Origin of the sequence: Niallia circulans (genome assembly GCF_003726095.1) — a bacterium.
GTDB classification, from domain to species: Bacteria; Bacillota; Bacilli; order Bacillales; family Cytobacillaceae; genus Niallia; species Niallia circulans_A.
This window is the reverse complement of record NZ_CP026031.1, coordinates 3,210,964-3,230,853: the sequence shown is the minus strand read 5'-3', so window position 1 is coordinate 3,230,853 and position 19,890 is coordinate 3,210,964. Positions and strand designations below refer to the sequence as shown.

21 protein-coding genes are annotated in these 19,890 nt (G+C 36.3%); 17 read left to right on the top strand and 4 right to left on the bottom strand.

The genetic code is table 11. From position 1 onward, the window contains the following. Positions 1 to 67: 67 nt before the first annotated feature. The 4 genes from C2I06_RS15490 (at position 68) to C2I06_RS15475 (ending at position 3,398) form a co-directional block, all read left to right on the top strand. Positions 68 to 724 carry a response regulator transcription factor gene (locus tag C2I06_RS15490; protein ID WP_217279684.1) on the top strand — a complete coding sequence of 219 codons (657 nt, stop codon included), beginning with the start codon at positions 68 to 70 and terminating at the stop codon, positions 722 to 724. Beyond that, entirely contained in the window at positions 721 to 1,653 is a 933-nt protein-coding gene (locus tag C2I06_RS15485) for a sensor histidine kinase (RefSeq protein WP_123258360.1), read from the top strand. Before C2I06_RS15490 ends, C2I06_RS15485 begins: the two co-directional genes overlap by 4 nt. A 91-nt stretch (positions 1,654 to 1,744) precedes the next feature. Further along, the gene (locus C2I06_RS15480; RefSeq protein ID WP_095329681.1) at positions 1,745 to 2,668 is read left to right on the top strand and encodes an ABC transporter ATP-binding protein; all 924 of its coding nucleotides are present in this window, start codon (positions 1,745 to 1,747) and stop codon (positions 2,666 to 2,668) included. Between the two features lie 31 nt (positions 2,669 to 2,699). Further along, on the top strand, positions 2,700 to 3,398 hold the full coding sequence (locus C2I06_RS15475) for an ABC transporter permease (RefSeq protein ID WP_163185299.1): 699 nt from the start codon (positions 2,700 to 2,702) through the stop codon (positions 3,396 to 3,398). 58 nt (positions 3,399 to 3,456) lie between these two features. Here the strand turns inward: C2I06_RS15475 and trmL are convergent, their stop codons facing one another. Beyond that, a complete protein-coding gene (gene trmL, locus C2I06_RS15470; RefSeq protein ID WP_047942050.1) occupies positions 3,457 to 3,927 on the bottom strand; it encodes a tRNA (uridine(34)/cytosine(34)/5-carboxymethylaminomethyluridine(34)-2'-O)-methyltransferase TrmL in 471 nt (156 codons plus the stop codon). A 270-nt stretch (positions 3,928 to 4,197) separates the two neighbouring features. Between trmL and C2I06_RS15465 the strand changes: the two genes are divergently transcribed. The 4 genes from C2I06_RS15465 to C2I06_RS15450 all read left to right on the top strand — a co-directional run bounded on the left by C2I06_RS15465 (position 4,198) and on the right by C2I06_RS15450 (position 8,241). Then, entirely contained in the window at positions 4,198 to 4,683 is a 486-nt protein-coding gene (locus C2I06_RS15465; RefSeq protein ID WP_095329683.1) for a sigma-70 family RNA polymerase sigma factor, read from the top strand. 149 nt (positions 4,684 to 4,832) lie between these two features. Next, entirely contained in the window at positions 4,833 to 7,340 is a 2,508-nt protein-coding gene (locus C2I06_RS15460) for a bifunctional diguanylate cyclase/phosphodiesterase (protein WP_164463717.1), read from the top strand. A 145-nt stretch (positions 7,341 to 7,485) separates the two neighbouring features. After that, positions 7,486 to 7,725, top strand: a complete 240-nt coding sequence (locus C2I06_RS15455; protein ID WP_164463716.1) for a helix-turn-helix domain-containing protein — start codon at positions 7,486 to 7,488, stop codon at positions 7,723 to 7,725. A 30-nt stretch (positions 7,726 to 7,755) separates the two neighbouring features. Further along, on the top strand, positions 7,756 to 8,241 hold the full coding sequence (locus C2I06_RS15450; protein WP_123258357.1) for a competence protein ComK: 486 nt from the start codon (positions 7,756 to 7,758) through the stop codon (positions 8,239 to 8,241). 233 nt (positions 8,242 to 8,474) lie between these two features. Here the strand turns inward: C2I06_RS15450 and C2I06_RS15445 are convergent, their stop codons facing one another. Continuing rightward, a complete protein-coding gene (locus C2I06_RS15445) occupies positions 8,475 to 8,921 on the bottom strand; it encodes a helix-turn-helix domain-containing protein (RefSeq protein ID WP_164463715.1) in 447 nt (148 codons plus the stop codon). A gap of 455 nt (positions 8,922 to 9,376) precedes the next feature. Here C2I06_RS15445 and gnd point away from each other — a divergent pair, with 455 nt between their 5' ends. The 9 genes from gnd (at position 9,377) to C2I06_RS15400 (ending at position 16,460) form a co-directional block, all read left to right on the top strand. Next, positions 9,377 to 10,273, top strand: coding sequence for a phosphogluconate dehydrogenase (NAD(+)-dependent, decarboxylating) (gene gnd, locus C2I06_RS15440; RefSeq protein WP_123258355.1), 897 nt, complete (start codon positions 9,377 to 9,379; stop codon positions 10,271 to 10,273). Positions 10,274 to 10,381: 108 nt separating this feature from the next. Beyond that, entirely contained in the window at positions 10,382 to 11,149 is a 768-nt protein-coding gene (locus C2I06_RS15435; RefSeq protein WP_123258354.1) for a PTS sugar transporter subunit IIC, read from the top strand. 24 nt (positions 11,150 to 11,173) lie between these two features. After that, a complete protein-coding gene (locus C2I06_RS15430) occupies positions 11,174 to 12,043 on the top strand; it encodes a PTS system mannose/fructose/sorbose family transporter subunit IID (RefSeq protein WP_047942055.1) in 870 nt (289 codons plus the stop codon). A 77-nt stretch (positions 12,044 to 12,120) separates the two neighbouring features. Continuing rightward, positions 12,121 to 12,534: a PTS sugar transporter subunit IIA gene (locus tag C2I06_RS15425; RefSeq protein ID WP_095329689.1), complete on the top strand. Its 414-nt coding sequence runs from the start codon at positions 12,121 to 12,123 to the stop codon at positions 12,532 to 12,534. A gap of 27 nt (positions 12,535 to 12,561) precedes the next feature. Then, a complete protein-coding gene (locus C2I06_RS15420; protein WP_123258353.1) occupies positions 12,562 to 13,056 on the top strand; it encodes a PTS sugar transporter subunit IIB in 495 nt (164 codons plus the stop codon). A gap of 94 nt (positions 13,057 to 13,150) precedes the next feature. Further along, a complete protein-coding gene (locus tag C2I06_RS15415; protein ID WP_095329691.1) occupies positions 13,151 to 14,143 on the top strand; it encodes a D-isomer specific 2-hydroxyacid dehydrogenase family protein in 993 nt (330 codons plus the stop codon). Between the two features lie 39 nt (positions 14,144 to 14,182). Continuing rightward, positions 14,183 to 14,848: an HAD family hydrolase gene (locus C2I06_RS15410; protein ID WP_095329692.1), complete on the top strand. Its 666-nt coding sequence runs from the start codon at positions 14,183 to 14,185 to the stop codon at positions 14,846 to 14,848. Positions 14,849 to 14,886: 38 nt separating this feature from the next. After that, positions 14,887 to 15,810 carry a phosphoglycerate dehydrogenase gene (locus C2I06_RS15405; RefSeq protein WP_095329693.1) on the top strand — a complete coding sequence of 308 codons (924 nt, stop codon included), beginning with the start codon at positions 14,887 to 14,889 and terminating at the stop codon, positions 15,808 to 15,810. A gap of 20 nt (positions 15,811 to 15,830) precedes the next feature. Then, the gene (locus tag C2I06_RS15400) at positions 15,831 to 16,460 is read left to right on the top strand and encodes a bifunctional 2-keto-4-hydroxyglutarate aldolase/2-keto-3-deoxy-6-phosphogluconate aldolase (RefSeq protein ID WP_095329694.1); all 630 of its coding nucleotides are present in this window, start codon (positions 15,831 to 15,833) and stop codon (positions 16,458 to 16,460) included. A 61-nt stretch (positions 16,461 to 16,521) separates the two neighbouring features. On the opposite strand, the gene C2I06_RS15395 is transcribed toward C2I06_RS15400, so the two are convergent. After that, positions 16,522 to 18,234 carry a sensor histidine kinase gene (locus C2I06_RS15395; protein WP_095329695.1) on the bottom strand — a complete coding sequence of 571 codons (1,713 nt, stop codon included), beginning with the start codon at positions 18,232 to 18,234 and terminating at the stop codon, positions 16,522 to 16,524. Beyond that, positions 18,234 to 19,787 carry a response regulator transcription factor gene (locus tag C2I06_RS15390; protein WP_095329696.1) on the bottom strand — a complete coding sequence of 518 codons (1,554 nt, stop codon included), beginning with the start codon at positions 19,785 to 19,787 and terminating at the stop codon, positions 18,234 to 18,236. Before C2I06_RS15390 ends, C2I06_RS15395 begins: the two co-directional genes overlap by 1 nt. Positions 19,788 to 19,890 lie beyond the last annotated feature (103 nt).

Genomic DNA, 19,890 nt, shown 5'->3' with positions numbered 1-19,890 from the left:
TAAGAGAGGGGGAGTTTAGGTGCAAAAAACTATTTTACTTGTGGAAGATGATCTTGCGATTAGTGATATGGTAAAAAGATATTTACATAATGAAGGATTTAAGGTGGAATGTGTTTTTGATGGGAAGACGGCAGGACAAATGTTTAAGGAAAAGCGTTATGATTTGATTTTATTAGATATCATGTTACCAGAATTGAGTGGAATGGATGTTCTTCAAAGTATCAGAACAACTAGTTATATTCCTGTTATCATCATGTCAGCGAAAGACACAGAGATTGATAAAGCTTTAGGATTAGGGTTTGGCGCAGATGATTATATAACAAAACCATTTTCTATGATTGAACTAGCTGCAAGAGTAAAAGCAGCGATTAGGAGATCGACACAGTACGCTGACAAAAGTCGTGAAGAATCTAAGCCATCAAGGATGAAAGTCTATGAATTGGAATTAGATAAAGAAAATCATCGGGTATGGAAGAATGGTTTGGAAATTAATTTGACAGCGACAGAATGGAAGATTCTGCTTTTGTTTTTTAGCAACCAAAGGAAAGTGTTTACTAAGGAACAAATTTATCGTTCTGTTTGGAGCGATGATTATTTTGGTGATGATAATGTTATTAATGTCCATATGAGACGATTGCGCGAAAAAATTGAGGATAATCCCTCTGATCCTATTTATATCAAAACAATATGGGGGATTGGTTATAAGTTAGGGGAGTTTGAATGATTATCTGGATCAGTATTATTTTGGTTCTTCTTATTTTTAACGTGTATCAATATCGACAAAGGAAAAATCGGGATCAACATATAACATATATATCAAACAAACTGAAAAAAATTCTTCACATGCAAACAAATGAAAGAATTCTCGTTGTCTCAAATGATCAACAATTAAGAGATCTCCTTATAAGCATCAATAAAGTATTAGATGACCGTCACGAAAAGTCCCGAGAATTTATCAAAATGGAACATTCTATGAAGCGTATGCTTGCAAATATTTCCCATGACTTAAAAACGCCTCTTACTGTGATAGCCGGTTATATTGAAATGTTTCAGAAAGATTTTCCCATTACAGAAACAGAAAGAGTGCAATTATTAAGTCAGGTGCATGACAAAACAATGGAGCTTATTCAATTAATGAATACATTCTTTGATCTAGCAAAGCTAGAGTCTGGTGATAAAGAAATTCCCCTTGAAATAGTAAATTTATCTGAACTATGCAAGAAAAATATCTTAACATTCCATGATTGGATAAGAGCCAAAGGGCTAGAGGTAATGATTGATATACCTGATGAGTCTGTCTTTGCACTGGGAAATGAGGAAGCTGTAAATCGTGTTTTACATAACCTCCTTTCGAATGCGATCCGTTATGGTCTCGATGGGAAGGTAATTGGATTAAGCCTGCATTTTGATGAACAGCATGTATATATAGAAGTGTTTGATCGCGGGAAGGGAATCGACGAAGCTGACCAAGCGAATATCTTTGAGCGCCTATTTACACTTGACGATTCGAGGAATAAAGCATTTCAAGGCAGTGGTTTAGGGCTAACTATTACCAAAAGGCTTGTCGAAGAGATGAACGGAGAAATTTCTGTGCATTCTATTTCATATGAAAAAACTTCATTTTACATTACCTTTAGGCGAATGAATGGGTAAGGGAAACTTAAGGTTTTTGTAAGATTTAAGACAGAAAAAAGCAAGGGATAGGAGCTAAAATGAATACAGATAGTAAATGAGGAGGATTTAGATGGACTATGCTGTACGAACAAAAGATTTAACCAAAACAATACAAGGACGTGAAGTCGTATCCCAGGTTTCCCTTCATATTAAACAAGGAGAAGTATATGGATTTCTTGGTCCTAATGGTGCTGGGAAATCAACGATTATGAAGATGCTGACCAATATGATTAAGCCTACACAAGGAAGTATTACAATCTTCGGAAAGCCCCTTCTTCCGAATTCCTTTGATTACCTGACGAGAATTGGCAGCATGATTGAGTATCCAATTTTTTATGAAAAAATGACTGCTTTAGAAAATCTAGAATTACATTGTGAGTACATGGGTTATCATAACAAAAAAGCAATTAAGGAAGCATTAGAGTGGGTCGGTCTTGAAAATGTGGAAGCGATGAAACCAAAAGACTTTTCCTTGGGGATGAGGCAGCGTTTATGTGTTGCCAGAGCAATTATCACCAAGCCGGAATTATTAATTTTAGATGAGCCGATTAATGGGCTAGATCCAGCTGGGATTAAGTCAATGAGAAGATTGTTTAATATCCTTAATAAAGAATATGGAATGACCATTTTGGTTTCTAGTCATATAATCGGTGAAATTGAACAAATTGCAGACACGATTGGTGTAATAAAAAACGGTAAACTTATCGAAGAAGCAACGATGGATTCTATAAAAGCGAAAAATACAGATTATCTGGAGTTAGTAACAAATAATCAGCGCAAAGCAGCTTTTGTTTTACACAATAAATTGAATATGAATAATTTGAAAGTGATCGATGATGATGTTATTCGAATTTATGATACAGCCATTCTACCATCACAAATAACGAAAACGTTGATAGTAGAGGATATTGATGTGGAGTCTATAACAAAGAAACAAACCTCATTAGAAGAATATTTTATAAAGAAAGTTGGATTGGAAAAAATCAATCATTAATTAACTTTTAATGATAATAGGAGGATATATTTTGTTTCATTTAATCAAGCTGGAGCTTAGAAAACATAAATTAGGTTGGTTTATTAAAGGGGCTATTATTGCTAATATCGTTATTCTTGGGTTATTATGCATGATTACTTTCGAGCAAATAATGGAAGGAGAGGAATCCTTTCAAAGCTTTGCGGATTATTCCATGGTAGCTGGAACAATGGTTCGTGGCGTATTTGTTGTTTTTGCTTCTGTACTAATTTCGAAGGTAATCATAGATGAGTTCAAAAATCGAACTGCGCTTGTTTTGTTTTCTTACCCAATAGATCGGAAAAAAATAATGAGCGCAAAGATTGTCTTGATTTTTATCATGACATTCGTGACATTGATTATTTCTAATCTGTTTGTTGTATTGAGTTTTCTCGGGCTAAATCAAGTATTGCATCTAACAGTTGAAATGAATATAACGATCAATCAATTTCTTTCCGAGCTATTAAATATTTTGATGTTTAATGTGGCAACTGCTGGTGCATCGCTTGTGCCTCTCTATTTTGGGATGAGAAATTATTCAACCCCTGCAACAATTGGCTCCTCTCTGTTGATTGTCATGATCATGTGTTCCTCGATCGGGACGGACTTTTCCTTGGCTAATATTATTTATATCCCTATCGCTTTAACAATTGTTGCTATTGGCATTGTTAACATGACTATACGCAAGATGGATTCAATTGATTTACAGTAATTATTTCAGTCGCCAAGAAAACCAATGAAAAAAGGGAAGCAGAGGAGATTCTGCTTCCTTATTTTATTTGTGAATATCCTTGTTGTCGTAATGCTTCAAATACTAGTATTGCTGCTGTGTTGGAAAGGTTCAGGGACCGGATGTGTTCGGTCATTGGAATTCGTAGAAAATGGTCCTTATGTGTTTCTAGTAAGTCTTTTGGCAAACCCGTTGTTTCTTTTCCAAATATGAAATAATAGTCCTTTGATTGATCAGTGAAATCGTAGGCTGTATATGTTTTTTCTGCGAATGTCTCAATATAGTAAAATTCACCTTGATTTTTCACAAAAAAATCGTCTAATGAATCGTAATAGGTAATGTTTACGTTCTCCCAGAAATCTAGACCTGCTTGTTTGATCATCTTTTCATCGGTTGAAAAACCAAGTGGTCGAATTAAATGCAGAGCTGTATTTGTTCCTGCACAAGTACGTGCAATATTGGCAGTATTAGCCGGAATTTCAGGCTGATACAAAACAACGTGTATGGCCATGAATGTCACCTCTATCTATATTTTCCCCTTCGAATTATAGCATATTTTGGGCTAGCAGCAGACTTATTTAAACGATATCAGTCTCTTAAAATATTGCTATTTATCAAATAATCCTCACTCTAACTTCAAGTTAGACGTCAATTCTAATTATTACTTGTGTTTTTGGTATTTTAACTTATTTTTTCTTCAATCGAAAGTCACTCAATTTTTCCATAAAGTAAAGGTACCTAGGAATAAAAAGGAAAGGCGCTTTTCTGGAAGGAAACGAACGTGGAAGGGAAGAATTACGAGCAATTAGTGGAGGAGTTTACACCGATGATCCACCATATGATAAAAAAGTTGCTGATTTATAAAGATAAGCAAGAGTTTTTTCAAATTGGTTTAATAAGCATTTGGGAAACGATGAGTCATTTTAAAGAGGAAAAGGGTAAATACAGCAATTATTTATATCGACATATGCAAGGAAGATTTCTTGATGAATTGAAGCGGCGGACAAGAGAGGCAGAAAGAAATGCTTACCCAAGTGAGGAGTTCTGGGCGCTGATGGAAAGTCCTATTCTATACAGAGAAGAAGAGGACTACATAAAAGATCTTTGCAAGGAACTATCTGAAAGAGAAACAACTTGGGTTATTGCCACTTTTGTTCATCAGATGACTGTAGAAGAAATAGCACAGAACGAAAGAGTTTCGCCTTCTGCTGTAAAGTGGTGGCGCAAGGGAGCGAAGGAGAAGTTGAAGCGGATATTGGAATTCTAAAAAGAGCGAGAACTACCAACTATGAGAACCCTTTATAAGATGGACCATCCTCTTTCCATGAATAAACTGTCCAAGAATTCAATATAGTCCAAATCTTGCTGAAGCTATATAATGGATTGTATATGACCGTAGAAATTAGGGAGAGAGCAATGAATTTAGAACCATATATAAATGCAAGTCCTGATATTATTATTATAAAGGATAAAGAGGGTCGCTGGATGGAAGCGAATCGTAAAACATTGAAACTTTTTAATATAGAGGAATACCTAGGGAAAACAAACGAGGAATTAGGAGAGTTATATCCCCATTTTGCTGAATATGTGCCTGCCATTGTAAAAAGTGATCTTCAAGCGTGGAAGACAGGAAAACAGATAGAAGTAAAAGAGTCCATTTTCTTCTATAACCAAGAGCGTATATATGAGGTAATTAAGGTACCGATATTTGATTCAGCTGGAAATCGTCAAAATCTAATCGTATTTGGACGAGACATTACAAAATTAGAAAAAAGTGAACAAACGTATAAATCTCTATTTCTACATGATCCAGATGGAGTCTATACCTTGGATAAGAAAGGTAATTTTTTAGATGTTAATAAAGTTGCAGTAGAAATCAGCGGGTATACAAAGGAGGAATTAACGAGATTAAATTTCCGTGATTTAATCGTACCTGAACAACTTCCGAAAGTGCTGCTGCGTTTTGACAAGGTCTGTTGTGGAACGACTCAAGGGATTGAAACACAAATCATTCGAAAAGATGGGGAAATTCGAGATATCAAATTGACGACGATTCCTCTGAAGTTAAATGATCAAGTTATTGGTATACATGGAATCGCTCAAGATATAACAGACAAGAAAAACATAGAGGAACTGCAAAAGAAACAAAAGACTATTTTATCAAGAATTGCCGTGGGTGAACCATTAGAACAAATAATTGAAAATATTACTGAAAGTGTAGAAGATCTTACAAAAGGAATTTGTTCAATTATGTATTATGAAAAAGAGCATAATTGGCTGCGTTTTGGCTATAGTTCAAAGCTGGATTCTACATTCATAGAAAAAATTGATAAGTTTCCTGTAGGAGAGAATTTTGCCTCCTGTGGCCATTCAGCATACACGAAGGAATTAAAAATTGTTGCCGATATAGAAACAGATTCATCCTGGTCCAATTGGAAAGAAATCGCCTTAGCAGAGGGTCTGCGTTCCTGCTGGTCATTGCCCATTATCTCATCTAAAGACTCCTTATTAGGAACATTTGCTATTTATTATAAGGAACCGGTAGAACCAAAGGATTCTGACATTGAAATGTTGAAAGATTTTAGTCATTTGACAGGAATTGCATTGGAGCGCCATTTCCATGAAGAAAAAATTAAATATCTCGCAAATTATGATAGTTTAACAAATCTGCCGAATTTGCGTTATTTAAAGGAGATCTTCTCGCAGCGCTTACAAGAAACGAACCACCTTGCTGTTATGTTTTTAGATTTAGATAACTTAAAACCACATAACGATACTTTTGGGCATTCTTCAGGAGATAGGTTAATACAAGAAGTAGGGAAACGAATTCAAGACACCATTGGAGAAAATAATGTGGTGGCACGAATGGGCGGGGATGAATTTGTTATATTAATTAGTAAGTATACGAGCAAATCCAGCTTATGTGCATTAGCTGCTGAAATTCTCCAAGCAATTGAAGAACCGATCATTATAGATGGTCAAGAATTTTCCACCCATGGAAGCATCGGCATAAGTCTTAGTGGAGAACATGGCCAAACATTTGAGGAACTGATGAAAAACGCTGATATTGCTATGTATAGTATGAAGAAAGTGGGTGGCAATGCCTTTAATTTGTATGATCCAAAAATGAATGAAAATGCTGTCAGGGCTTTTCAGTTAAAGAGCAATCTAAAAAAAGCACTGAAAGAAAACGAGTTTGTTCTTTATTACCAACCTAAAGTGAATATAGAAACAGGTAATTTTATTGGAGTGGAAGCATTAATTAGGTGGATTTCCCCAGAGAAAGGGGTAATCAGTCCTGCAGCCTTTATTTCCCTAGCGGAGGAAAGTGACTTTATTTTACTGCTTGGTGAGTGGATTCTAAATAAAGCATGTGCTCAAATAAAAGAATGGGAAAAGTTAAATATAAAAATCCCCATTGCCATCAATGTATCGATTAAACAGCTCTTAAAACAAGATTTCGCTGCACTAGTGAGCAAAAAACTGAGGGAATATAAGATTTCTTCTGAATACCTAGAAATAGAAATAACAGAAAGTGTGTTATCTAACCATGAATCTCTCGTTCGAGATACGGTTTCTATATTGCGGAGCATGGGTATAAAAGTCTCCATTGATGACTTTGGAACGGGATATGCTTCCTTTATGTATTTAAAACAGTTTCAAGCAGATACGATTAAAATTGATAAGTCATTTATTAGTCATCTTCCTGCTAGTCAGGAAGATGCAGCCATTGTTTCAGCGATTATCATTCTTGCATCGGAATTAGGTATGAATGTGATTGCAGAAGGAGTAGAAACCCAAGAGCAGTCCGACTTCCTAAAAAGCAAAGGATGCACTAACCTACAAGGCTACTTATATAGCAAACCCCTTCCACCAAGCGAAATACTTTCATTTTTAACGGAAGCAGAGGGACGGTTCTTGTGAGGTCAATGACCTTCCATCGAACCGTCTTTTTTCTGTTTTTACAGTTAGTTCCTAAAAATTAACAAAATGTTAACAAATTCCTACCTATAGGAAGTTTTACTGGTTATTCATTTCCTTCATAATAGTTCTAAAGGAGGTGATAAAGTTGAAAACAAGAGGGGAAAAAAGTTGTATTGATTATAAATTACTTAAAGAGAGGAGGTTACAGAAAAAGCTCACTCAGTTTGAGCTTGCGGATGAAACAGGCTTACACTATGCTCACCTTGGACAAATCGAAAGAGGGCAAAAGGAACCGATAGTAAGTACCTTATATAAGATTTGTGAAGTACTTGATTTACAGCTGGATGCAGTACTTATTAAAGAGACAATGGAGGAACTAGATTAAAAAGTGTGTAAAAAAGAAGGAGTGTAAAGGATGAAGAAAGAGTGTATTTTAAATAAATATATTGCCAATGAACGGACGATGACCATCATGCCCATCGAAGCAATCGAATGTGACGCAGTGGTAAAAGAAGTAGATCGGACTGTGTATGTCAAAGAAACTCCCTTTGACATAATCAAGGAGAATCTATTAATTGGAGGTTCTGATTTTGATGGAAGACGTCGTTCCATTACATATAAATTAGGAATGCAGAAAAGACTGCCTATGCCAATTAACCCCCAAAGAAATATATATGCATTTCCCACCCATGCTCCTAGGCAATTTCACTGTCAATGGATCTTCACCGAGCATATCGATCACATACACCCAGTAAAGCACAATGAAAAATTTAAAAGCGCTATCATTTTTAAAAATGGAGAAAAAATCTTTACGGAAGTATCTCCCTATATCCTAGAGACACAGATGATCAAATCATGGAGGGTAAGAAAATCAATGGAAGATAGAAAGGATATCCGATAATAGGCTCTTATAATGAATAGCGGGTTTAAAGGAATAGGTTCCTATGAGGTCCCATTACTTATATGGAACAGTTTATCGCTATTTCCAAAGGATTAGAAAATGTCAAAAACCTAGCAGGAGAGGATATAAGAGAATAGGAGGGATGGTTCTACTGTTACCATGTTATAGGCACAAGATAGGACTGGAACCATTCCCCATTGGGTAACGAATGCCTGTACAAGAACCGTCGACCGTTACCGACTTTCAAAATCGCGTTTCATTCGAGCAATCATTAATAATTCGGCTGCATCTCGCTCATTTAAATTATTAAATATGGAAACTAGTTCTTTTGCTTCTTCTGTTAATGTTTCGTCGAGGGCGAGTTCATTAATGGATTCTCGTTCTTTTATGATACTAGTGCTGATGGATGGTTTGTCATCCTGGATTACTATATTTCCGCTTTTTAAGGATGAATCTCCTAAAAATTCCTCTCCAGCAAGCAACCAATCAGCAGAAACCTCAAATTCCTTCGCAATAGTATAGATGGCTTTAGCTCCAGGTAATGATTTCTTTTTCTCACTTTCCCAGTCTCCGACATTTCCCGAAGAGACCCCAATTCTTTTTCCGAAAGCAGCTTGTGATAATCCATGTTTTTCTCTTAATAATTTGATACGTTCCCCAATATGCTCAATCTTTTTCACTAATATTAAACTCCTTTCACACGAAAAAACGTATTTATACGAAAATTCGACTATTTTTGGTTGACTCGCTCGAAAAAACGTGTATAATTTGAATTAACAAATGATATTTGCCCACCGGTGTTCTAGCTAGTAAATGTCACTTTGTGAAAAAAATAGTAGTAAGTTTCCGGTAGTTACTAAGTTTTTAGAATGGACCAGAAAGTTGTAAGAGCTTTCTGACATATAAATAAGTTGCATTTATTTGGTACATCATTTTCTAGGATGCTCGATGAGCGTAGCAAATTAGTGAAGGGATAGCTATGCCCATTTATCTATTAACCTAGCAATTGTACACGAAAAAAAGTAGATTCATGCTTAAAATAATCTGCATGTAAGAATAAACAATAATGGCAATACTTTTTCAAAGTCACAAGCATTTACAAAGAATAAGCTGTTTGTAAACAAGGAGTGGTTTGATGCAAATTGGAATGATTGGTTTAGGAAAAATGGGATATAACCTTGCGTTAAACTTAGCAAACAATCATCATTCTGTCTATGGTTTTGACAAATCTAGTGATGCTAGAAATAGAGCGAATGAAAATGGGATACATATTGTGGAAAGTATAGATCAAATGCTTATAAATATGCAATCTCCAAGAGTGGTATGGGTGATGGTACCAGCAGGAAAACCAAGTGAAATCGTGATAGAAAAGCTGCTCGGAAAAATGAAAGCGGATGATATTGTCATTGATGGTGGAAATGCAAATTATAAAGACTCCATCCGCCGTGCTGCAGTAGCTGAGGAAAAGGGCATTTACTTCTTAGATGTAGGTACATCAGGAGGAATTTTAGGTGCCAATCAGGGAGCCTGTTTAATGATCGGAGGCAGACAGGAGATTTTTGAACGAATAGAACCAATATTTAAAAGTGTTTCTACTCAAGATGGTTACTTATATGCAGGAGAATCTGGCAGCGGTCATTTCTTAAAAATGGTTCATAACGGAATTGAATATGGCTTTATGCAAGCAATTGGTGAGGGATTTCAAGTGTTGAATCAAAGTCAGTATGATTTTGATTTAGCTAAAGTCGCTGCTGTCTGGAATAATGGTTCTGTCATTCGGAGCTGGCTTATGGAATTAATGGAATCCTCCTTCCAAAAAGATGCTAGACTCGAAAATATTCGTGGAATGGTAGCATCATCAGGTGAGGCGAAGTGGACAGTTGAAACAGCATTAGATTTAGAAGTTCCTGTTCCCATTATTGCTTTGTCCCTAATGATGAGAAACCGATCTTTGGAAGAGGATAGTTTTTCTGCGAAAGTGGTCGCTGCTCTCCGTAATGAATTTGGCGGCCACCGTGTGATTAGGAAGTAATTTTATATTTTATATAATTATTTCATATTTTTCTGCGGAAGGAGGCTAGTGTTGTAGTAGTTTGTGCAATTATGAACATTTTTAAAATATAAGGGAGTGATAAGACAAATGGCAACACTATCCATTGGTCAAGCACTAATAATCTCCATTTGGGTTGCAATCGTTATGTCCCGAGGGATAGGCTATGCAACTTTAACATTGCGCTTTAGCCCGTTAATGACAGGGTTAGTTGTGGGAATTGTAACAGGACATATAACAGAAGCAATGATTATTACAGCGGCAATTCAATTAGTTTATATGGGCGCAGTTGCGCCAGGAGGTGCATTGCCAAGTGAGCCTGCTATCGCGGCAGCTATTGCTGTAACAGTAGCTGTATTAGGGGATTTTACACCGGAAAAAGCAGTGGCTATCGCAGTTCCAGTTGGAATACTTGGTAGTTACGCTTATCAATTCCGCTTCTTTTTGAATACGTTTGCATTGCGAGTGTTAGATAAATATGCAGCAGATGTAAATGACAGAGGAATATTTACATCTGTCATCATTATCCCGATTGTCATAAGTTTCATTCTTTATGTTCCATTAGTGTTTATTGCTCTTTACTATGGAGCTCCGGTTGTTGCTGATTTTGTTAATTCAATTAGCGATGGTCCAATTATCCACGTGCTTGAAGTAGTTGGCGGCGGTCTTGCTGCTCTGGGTATTGCCGTTATTATGCATGTTATCGGTAAAAAGGAACTGCTTTTATTCTTTTTTCTAGCATACTTCATGAGTGTTGCATTAAAAGACTTACAGATTAATACGGTAACGTATGCGATTTTCGGTGCTATTCTTGCTGGTCTGTATGTATTATTCACGAGAGGGAAGGAAGCAGCTTAAGAACTTAAAAAGGTGGGTTGATTGATGAGCGCAGAAGAAAAGAAACAAAGTCCAGAGAATTACCCTGAGCCAATCACAAAAAAAGATTTGCTTAAGGCTTGGGCAAGATGGTGGTGGGCAAATGAAATCCCGCATACCTTTGATAGAATGGTGGCTCCTTCCTTTTTATTTGGAATGACGCCAATTCTGAAAAAATTATATAAAGATAAAAAAGATTTAAGCGAGGCGTACCAAAGGCACTTATTATTTTTTAACACGCAAGCCATTTGGGGCGGAGGTACATTGACTGGTATTACAGCATCCCTTGAGGAGTCACGCGCGAAAGCACTTGCTGAAGGAAAAGAGGAAGAAGCGCCGAGTCCAGACATGATCAACAATACAAAAGTAGGATTGATGGGTGCTCTAGCAGGGATTGGAGATGCGATTGACTCCGGTACTGTCCAATATATTTTTATAGCAATCGCCTTGCCATGGGCGATGGCAGGCAGTCCTCTTGGAGCATTATTTCCGTTCCTTGGTTTCACGCTCGTAACATTTCTTTATGGCTATTATTTTGTCAGAATGGGCTACGGGTTGGGACGTAATGCGGCCAAAGAAATTTTAGCAGGCAGCCGTATTAAAACGATGATTGATGCATTATCTGTTCTTGGATTGTTTATGATGGGCATCTTGGCAGGGTCCTATGTAAAAGTAAGCAGCTCACTATCCTTTACTCTATCAGAAAAACAATTTGTACTGCAGGATATTTTAGACTCGATTTTACCAGGGTTATTACCTTTATTAACCGTATTAGGTGTTTACTTATACTTTGATAAAAAAGGTTTTAATATCACCAAAGGATTATTATGGCTAACTGGTACATTAATTGTACTCGGTGCAATCAAAGTTTTATAAATCTATTATTTTTGAGAAGTGATTATATAGGTAAGGAAAAAATTGATTAGATTATCCCAAAGTAAAGGAGCAGGTGTATGGAAAATCGAGCAATTTTGGTGATTACACATGGGGAATTCGGCATCGAGCTCATTAAAAGTGCAGAAATGATTATGGGACCTCAGCGAAATTTACGAGCTTTAGCACTGCGCCCAGGTGAATCAGTAGATGATTTGCGAGAGGATGCAAGTAAAATAGTGCAAGAGAATGAGAAAAACGGCTTGGAAACCATTTTACTTGTAGATTTATTGGGCGGCAGCCCTTCTAATGTATCTTTATCGTTATTAAGCAAGTATGACTTACACATATTAACGGGAATCAATATGCCGATGTTAATTGAATTATTAACTTTCTACCAAACAGAAGAAGATGCCAATAATTTAATACAAACAGTGCAGGGAACAGGTACAAGTGGAATTCATCATTTGAATCGGAATTTCTTAAAGAAATAAATATTTAATGTGAAAAGGGAGGCCAGCATGGGGAAAATCAATTTAGTAAGAGTAGATGATCGCTTAATTCATGGACAAGTAATGACAAAATGGTCAAAAGGTTTGGGGACTAATGCCCTTTATGTTATTGACAACGAAACAGCATCTGATGAATTTATGAAAGATATTTATATAAATACAAACTCTTCTTCTGGATTGAAGATTCAGGTATACAGCAATCAAGAAGTAGTTGAAAAATGGAATAGCGATCAGTTTGGAAAAGATAATGTTGTCCTACTTTTTAAATATATTGCTAGTGTGAAAGAAGTTGTGGAACAGGGGTTACCTGTTACTAGGCTCAATATAGGAGGCGTTTCAAAAAAGGGAGAGGCACAATTTGTTATCCCCACCGTTGCGTTAACAGAAACAGACGTTGATAATTTAAAGTCGTTACATGCCAAAGGAATCGAAATATTTTTCCAAACGGTTCCAGACAGCAAAAAAGTTTCATTAACAGATGGATTAAAAACGATTAAAAAATAGATATGAAGGAATGAAAGTACCGTTTTCTCAAGGTGATTTCATTCCTTCCCCATATGTTCAGTAAGGCACAATTTAAGCGGAAAGGAACAAAGCAATGGCAAACAAAATTGCAATTGTAAATTCAAGTAGTTTTGGAGAAAGATTCCCTGATCAAATAGAACGTCTTGCAAGCATTGGAGAGATAAAAAGATTTACCTTCCCTGTAAATATTTCGGGAAAAGAGCTCGCAGAAAAATTGCAGGGGTTTACGATCATTATATCCAGCGTTACTCCTTTTTTTACGAGGGAATTCTTTGAACAAAAGGACGAAACACTGATTATTTCCCGTCATGGGATAGGGTATAACAACATTGATATAGAAGCTGCAACAGAAAAAGGGACGATTGTGACCATTGTATCTGCATTAGTAGAAAGGGATGCTGTGGCGGAAAATGCAGTTACTAACCTTTTAGCAGTAGTGAGAAAAACATATCCAGCAGCAACGGCAGCAAGAGAAGGCCGTTGGGCAGATCGAGCTCAATTTGTTGGACATCAAATCAATGGGAAAACAGTTGGTGTAATTGGATTAGGGAATATAGGAAGTAGAGTTGGCGAGATTTTCAAGGATGGCTTTAATGCTAGATTACTAGCATATGATCCCTATCAAACAAAAGAGGAACTGGAACAAAAAGGTGCGGAAAGTGTTTCTTTAGAAGAATTATTAAAACAGTCCGATATTATTTCATTAAATGCATTTGTTAATGAGGGAAGCTACCATCTTCTGTCTGATCACGAATTTTCTTTAATGAAAGAAGGGGTGTATATCACTAATACGGCACGTGGTGAATTGTGGGCGCAGGATGCTGTATTGCGGGCATTGGAGAGCGGCAAAATTGCAGGGCTCGCAACAGATGTTTTAGAAGGGGAACCAGTGGATAAAACCCATCCATTTTTCCAATATGAAAATGTTCTGGTGACCCCGCACACTTCCGCCTATACAATGGAATGCTTAAGAGGAATGGGAGAAAAAGTAGTGTCAGATATAGAAAGAACGCTTAAAAAAGAGAGACCGGACAATGTGGTCAATGTGGAGTTGTTCCAAGGCTGATTTGTCCCAGGCGTTTTATTGAATGAAAGGAGAATTAGTTTGGGAATTCCATCATTAGTTATTTTTGATATGGATGGCTTAATGTTTGATACGGAAAAGTTAGCCTATCGAGCGTGGCAAATGGCAGCTGCCCATTATGGCTTTTCTTTTGAAAGGACACTATTTGAACAGTTGATCGGCATAACGAATCAAGATATTATTCGAAAAATGGCTGATTATTATGGTCCAGATCAACCTGTGCAAGAGTGGCGAGCATACATGCGTTTAAAAAAGCATGAATTAGAATATTTGTTTATTAGAGAACCTCATTTTAAAAAAGCAGGATTGGACGAATTACTTTCCTTTTTAAAGTCTCAGGGCATAAAGATAGCTGTAGCTTCATCAAGTGCGAGAGAAGTAATTCATCGATTTCTAACTGTATCAGACACACTTGCTTTCATTGATTTATATGTTTCAGGAGAGGAAGTACCAAATGGAAAGCCAAGCCCTGATATTTTCCTTGAAGTCTGTACTCGATTAAAGGTGAATCCGAAAGAGGCTCTTGTATTGGAAGATTCCCCCGCAGGTATTCAAGCGGCCTATCTTGCTGGCATTCCAGCATTTTTTATCCCTGATTTTGTGAAGGAAACAGATATAATTCGTAAGCTCAAGCCAAAAATTTTTCGGGATTTAGCGGAAGTTGAACAATATTTACGATTCGTATAATACCTAAAAATTAGGAAACGAGAAAAGGAGGGAGACAAATGCCGAAAGTACTCATTACTCCCAGATCTTTTGGAAAACACAGTGAAGAGGCTAGCCGAATATTAACTGCTCATGGCTTTGAAGTGGTTACTAACCCATATGGAAGAATCATGACGGAAGAAGAAATGAAAAAAGAAATAGTGGATGTAGATGCAGTTATTGTTGGCGTGGATCCATTGAATGCTGATGTCCTAGCAGAGGCGAAACGGTTAAAGGTTATTTCAAAATATGGCGTTGGAACAGATAATATTGACATCGACTATTGCAAAGCCAACAATATCCCAGTAACGATTACTCGAAATGCAAACGCCGACTCTGTCGCGGATTTTACTTTCGCTCTAATGTTAGCGATTGCGAGAAGAATAGTAGAAATCGATCAATCATGCCGTGTAATGGATTGGAGCAAAAAAACAAGTATTGGTATATATGGAAAAACACTTGGTGTGATTGGGACCGGTGCAATTGGAAAGGGCGTTATTAAGAGAGCCCATGGCTTTGACATGGATATCCTAGCTTACGATGTTTGCCCAGATAATGAGTTCGCTAAAGAATACAAGGTGACTTATGTGGATTTGGAACACCTTGTGAAAGAAAGTGACTTTATAACTCTTCATCTACCAGCAACTCCAGAAACAAACAATTTATTTAGTGAGAAAGAATTCAGCATGATGAAGGAAACGGCTGTATTGGTCAACACAGCTCGCGGAGAACTGATTGATGAAGATGCCCTTTATAATGTTCTGCGGAATAAGAAAATTTGGGGAGCAGGAATAGATGTTTTCAAAAAGGAACCACCAGAAAAGAAGGAACTGCTGGAGCTGGATAATATGATTATCGGATCACATGCTGCTGCCTCTAGTGTGGATGCAGTCAATAAAATGAGCTTAATGGCAGTTGAAAATATCCTTGCTAATTTTAAATAAAAGGAAAAAGGTGATCTTTTATGGATAAAATAGAAGTTTTAACAAAAATGAAAGAGGAAAAGATTGTAGCAGTAATTCGAGCACAAAATATAGAACAAGGGCTGCGTGTAAGTGAAGCAATTCGGCAAGGCGGCATTAAATTTTTAGAGTTAACCATGACAATTCCTGGTGCATTGGATGTGATCAAAAAACTTGCTGATAAATATGCAGGAGAGGATGTAATCGTTGGTGCTGGAACAGTATTAGATCCGGAAACAGCAAGACTTGCTATTTTGGCAGGGGCAAAATTTATAGTAGGACCAAATCTGTCCCCGGAAGTCATTACGATGTGCCACCGCTACCGAGTCGCCGTTATGCCTGGCGTGATGTCACCAACCGAAGCACTAACAGCAATAGAACTGGGCGCAGATGTTATCAAAGTATTCCCGGGTGGAGCCTTTGGACCAAGTATTGTGAAAGATTTTAAAGGACCTCTTCCACAAGGAAACTTTATGCCAAGCGGCGGCGTTACCGTTGAAAACGCAGCTGAATGGATCAAAAATGGCGCCTACGCTATAGGAACAGGCTCCAGCTTAACAAAAGGAGCCGCTACAGGCGATTACGAAGCAGTAAGCCGCGAAGCAGAAAAGTTTGTAGCGATTGTGAAGTAGAGAAGCGGATGGACGGTTCTTGTGCGGGCAATATCTTCCATAAAAAACCGTCCTCTGCCATTTATAAAATCTTTGGTATTCGTACCTCTACCGTTGTCCCTTTTCCTAGCTTGCTAGTATAAGATAAACCATAGGATTCCCCATAAGCCAACTTAATTCGATGATGAACATTCTGTACGCCATATCCTGTAGTTTTGGTAGTTAGAATGGTTTCTAGTATTTCTGGTTCCATGCCAATGCCGTTATCCGAAATAGTAAATAGGAGATCATTATCTGCCTGTTTTCCAATAATCGTTACTATTCCTCTCTCTCTATCTTCTTTATGATCTATTCCGTGATTAATAGCATTTTCTACTAATGGTTGCAGTAATAGGTTAATCATCGTATGTCCAAGAATTTGGTCGTCCACAATGATTGAAAGATCAAAGGAATTACTGTGCATCATCTGCTGTATTTTCATATAAGAAATTGTATTTTCTATTTCGTCTTTAACTGTAATCATATTTTTCCCTTTGTTTAAGGTAGTACGATAAAATGTAGAAAGGAGTTGTGCCATCTCGCTAATGTCTTCTTGCCCTACAAGGATAGCCTTACTATTAATCAGAGAAAGACTATTATAAAAAAAGTGTGGATTGATTTGTGCCTGTAATGCTTTCATTTCATATTCTTGCTGAGCAATTTTACTTTTATAAACTTCATTAATCATCTCTTGCAGGTTGTGAACCATGTCTCCAAACTGTCCAATTACATCACCAATTTCATCTTGAGAGGAATGGGTCACAGTCACAGTTAAGTCTCCTTTTTCAATTTGCTTCATATTTGCTGCAAGCAACTCCAATGGCCGAACAACAACCTTTGAAAGAAAAAAAATAGAAAGATAAAGCGTAAAGATACATAAGATAATAACGATAATTACCCACGTCATAATAGGTGAAGTAGATTGAGATACGATATCAAATGGTCGAAATAAATAAGCTGTCCACTCGTTTGATTGAAATTTAGCACTTTTGAATACATATTCATTTTTCAGCGATCCATTATTGATTTTGTTTAATAACTCGTCTACAGAGAGTGTATAAGATTGTTTATTTTTATTAAAGTTTTGATGATTGTAAACAGGTTGCTTTTTCTCATCCAGAATAATGAGTCCATAGGAATTCTCAAATAGGTTGGATAATGGATTAAAGAAAGATTGATAATGGATATCCATGTAGACAATATTTATATTATTTCCATTATAATCAAATATTTTACTAGCCATTTCAAAAGAGTTTTTATCAGAAGAAACGAGTAAATGGGCGGAAGCATTTTTGATAACTTCCGGAAACCATTCTAATTTTTCTACATCTGTTAGAGGTCGAAGAAAGGTCCCATGTGGGAATAATGTATGGTTATTGCTATAAACTGTTATCCGATTGATATCGGTTTGTGAATTCTTTACATTGAAGATAAGTGGCTTGAGATGATCTCGATACATCGTATACATATCAAAGTTATTGTCATAATTAGCGGTTAACCCACTTTTTATATTTTGATTCCAAACAATTTGATTCATGGCATCATTATAGGAATTAATTTTATAATCGAGACTTAGAATAGCCTGATGTAAGGTTTCTTCTAAAACTTCCTTTTCTCGATTGATTAATAGTTTTTGAATTTGAAAATAGCAATAGCTTCCTAATGCAGTAACAGGCAACAAACTGGATAGAAGGCAGATTACCAATATTTTTCTACGATATTTTAAATCTTTAAACCATTGGGATAGTTTATTCATTAATTCGTCTTCTCTTTCGTATTTCCATTTGATTGTCTGAATTTTTCAGGGCTTAAACCAAAACTTTCGCGGAAAGTGCGGACAAAATAGGAAATATTCTGATATCCTACTTGCTTGCAAATATCATTGATTTTCATATTTGTATGAATTAGTAAGTTCTTGGCCGCATCCATTCGAACCTGTTTTATATATTTGTTGATCCCAGAACCGGTTTCTTGAATAAATACATCACTTAAATAACGCGGTGATAAGTATACTTTATCAGCAAGAATATTCAGGCTTAAGTCTTCAGCATAATGTTCATGGATATATTGCATTACGATATGAATGACATGTTTAGGTGACTTTTCCTTTTTCTCTAGGAAGGATAAGACACTCCTTTTTACTTCTTCTATTATTTGTTCTATTTCTGAAAAATGAGTGCATTTATAAATAGCTGATATTTTTTTATTTAATATCGTTTCTTTGTACTCCGGTAATGCATTACATAAAATCTGAAGCAGTCGTGAAAATAAATAACGTACATAAATATGCGATATTTGTTTTTTGCTTTGATATTTTTGAAAAAGGGCATCTAGGCTAAGTCGAAAGCTAAATGTATCTACATATTGAATGGCATTCTGTATCGATAGCAGCAAATTTTCATCCTGCTCTAAATATTCCTCTTGTTCAAACTTTCCACATTCAATCGGATAAAGATAGTTATCTTTATAGAAAAATCGATCTTCTAAATAATATTCGATTTGTTTAAATCGTTCAGGAATTTTCTCTGGGGCTTCTACTTCTTCACTAATAGAAAAATAACCATGTATCCCAAGAGCAGAGTGAATCTGCTGATGAATATTCTTGGCTATTAATCTTATTTCTGTATGCTCTATCGGCTTCTTTATTAGAAGTAATAATTGATAGGGATTTAGATGAAGATAGTCAAAAGACAATCCTTCCATACATTGCTTGATTTGTGCGAAAAGTAGGGAGGTCTCTTCTTTGAGCAATTTATCAAAGAAAGGTTCTTCAAATTGCATCAGTATCATTCGGCTGTATGCATATAAATAATCCATATCTATGAAAGGGTATTCATTTTTTAATGCATCTATGGAGGTGCCATTCAATAATCGATACAATAGATGGTTTTTAAGGAAAGCAATATTCGATTTTTCTTTCTTCAGCTCCTGATTTCGTTGTTCCATGTTTTTGATAACAGATGCTATCGTTTGTTTTAATTCATTTGGATTAACTGGTTTTAATATATAGTCAACGGCTCGCAGCGACAAAGCATTTTTGACAAAATCGAAATCGTCATGGCCGCTAAAAAAGATAAGTTGGATATTGGGATTTATAGATTTGGCCACTTTAGCTAAATCTATGCCATTGACAAAAGGCATTTTCACATCTGTAAATAAGATATCAATTGATTCTTTCTCTAATAAGTGGATGGCATCTTTTCCATTAGCTGCTTCTACTATATCGAGTTGAAAGTGAAATTTATCAAGAAGAAACCGAATAACGCTACGTTCGTCTTTTTCATCATCTGCTATTAATATACGATACATCGTAATACCTCCTGACTAAAATTCTAGTTGATTATAACATATTGTCTTTTTTTTTAATGGTCAACAGAAAAATTTCCGGAAAAAAGTACATGAAAACGGTTTA

Bases quoted from the DNA above. Each gene is read 5' to 3' on its own strand.
- C2I06_RS15490 (WP_217279684.1), top strand. From the start codon at position 68: ATGGTAAAAAGATATTTACATAATGAAGGATTTAAGGTGGAATGTGTT.
- C2I06_RS15485 (WP_123258360.1), top strand. From the start codon at position 721: ATGATTATCTGGATCAGTATTATTTTGGTTCTTCTTATTTTTAACGTG.
- C2I06_RS15480 (WP_095329681.1), top strand. From the start codon at position 1,745: ATGGACTATGCTGTACGAACAAAAGATTTAACCAAAACAATACAAGGA.
- trmL (WP_047942050.1), bottom strand. From the start codon at position 3,927: ATGGCCATACACGTTGTTTTGTATCAGCCTGAAATTCCGGCTAATACT.
- C2I06_RS15460 (WP_164463717.1), top strand. From the start codon at position 4,833: ATGAATTTAGAACCATATATAAATGCAAGTCCTGATATTATTATTATA.
- C2I06_RS15450 (WP_123258357.1), top strand. From the start codon at position 7,756: ATGAAGAAAGAGTGTATTTTAAATAAATATATTGCCAATGAACGGACG.
- gnd (WP_123258355.1), top strand. From the start codon at position 9,377: ATGCAAATTGGAATGATTGGTTTAGGAAAAATGGGATATAACCTTGCG.
- C2I06_RS15435 (WP_123258354.1), top strand. From the start codon at position 10,382: ATGGCAACACTATCCATTGGTCAAGCACTAATAATCTCCATTTGGGTT.
- C2I06_RS15430 (WP_047942055.1), top strand. From the start codon at position 11,174: ATGAGCGCAGAAGAAAAGAAACAAAGTCCAGAGAATTACCCTGAGCCA.
- C2I06_RS15425 (WP_095329689.1), top strand. From the start codon at position 12,121: ATGGAAAATCGAGCAATTTTGGTGATTACACATGGGGAATTCGGCATC.
- C2I06_RS15420 (WP_123258353.1), top strand. From the start codon at position 12,562: ATGGGGAAAATCAATTTAGTAAGAGTAGATGATCGCTTAATTCATGGA.
- C2I06_RS15415 (WP_095329691.1), top strand. From the start codon at position 13,151: ATGGCAAACAAAATTGCAATTGTAAATTCAAGTAGTTTTGGAGAAAGA.
- C2I06_RS15405 (WP_095329693.1), top strand. From the start codon at position 14,887: ATGCCGAAAGTACTCATTACTCCCAGATCTTTTGGAAAACACAGTGAA.
- C2I06_RS15400 (WP_095329694.1), top strand. From the start codon at position 15,831: ATGGATAAAATAGAAGTTTTAACAAAAATGAAAGAGGAAAAGATTGTA.
- C2I06_RS15395 (WP_095329695.1), bottom strand. From the start codon at position 18,234: ATGAATAAACTATCCCAATGGTTTAAAGATTTAAAATATCGTAGAAAA.
- C2I06_RS15390 (WP_095329696.1), bottom strand. From the start codon at position 19,787: ATGTATCGTATATTAATAGCAGATGATGAAAAAGACGAACGTAGCGTT.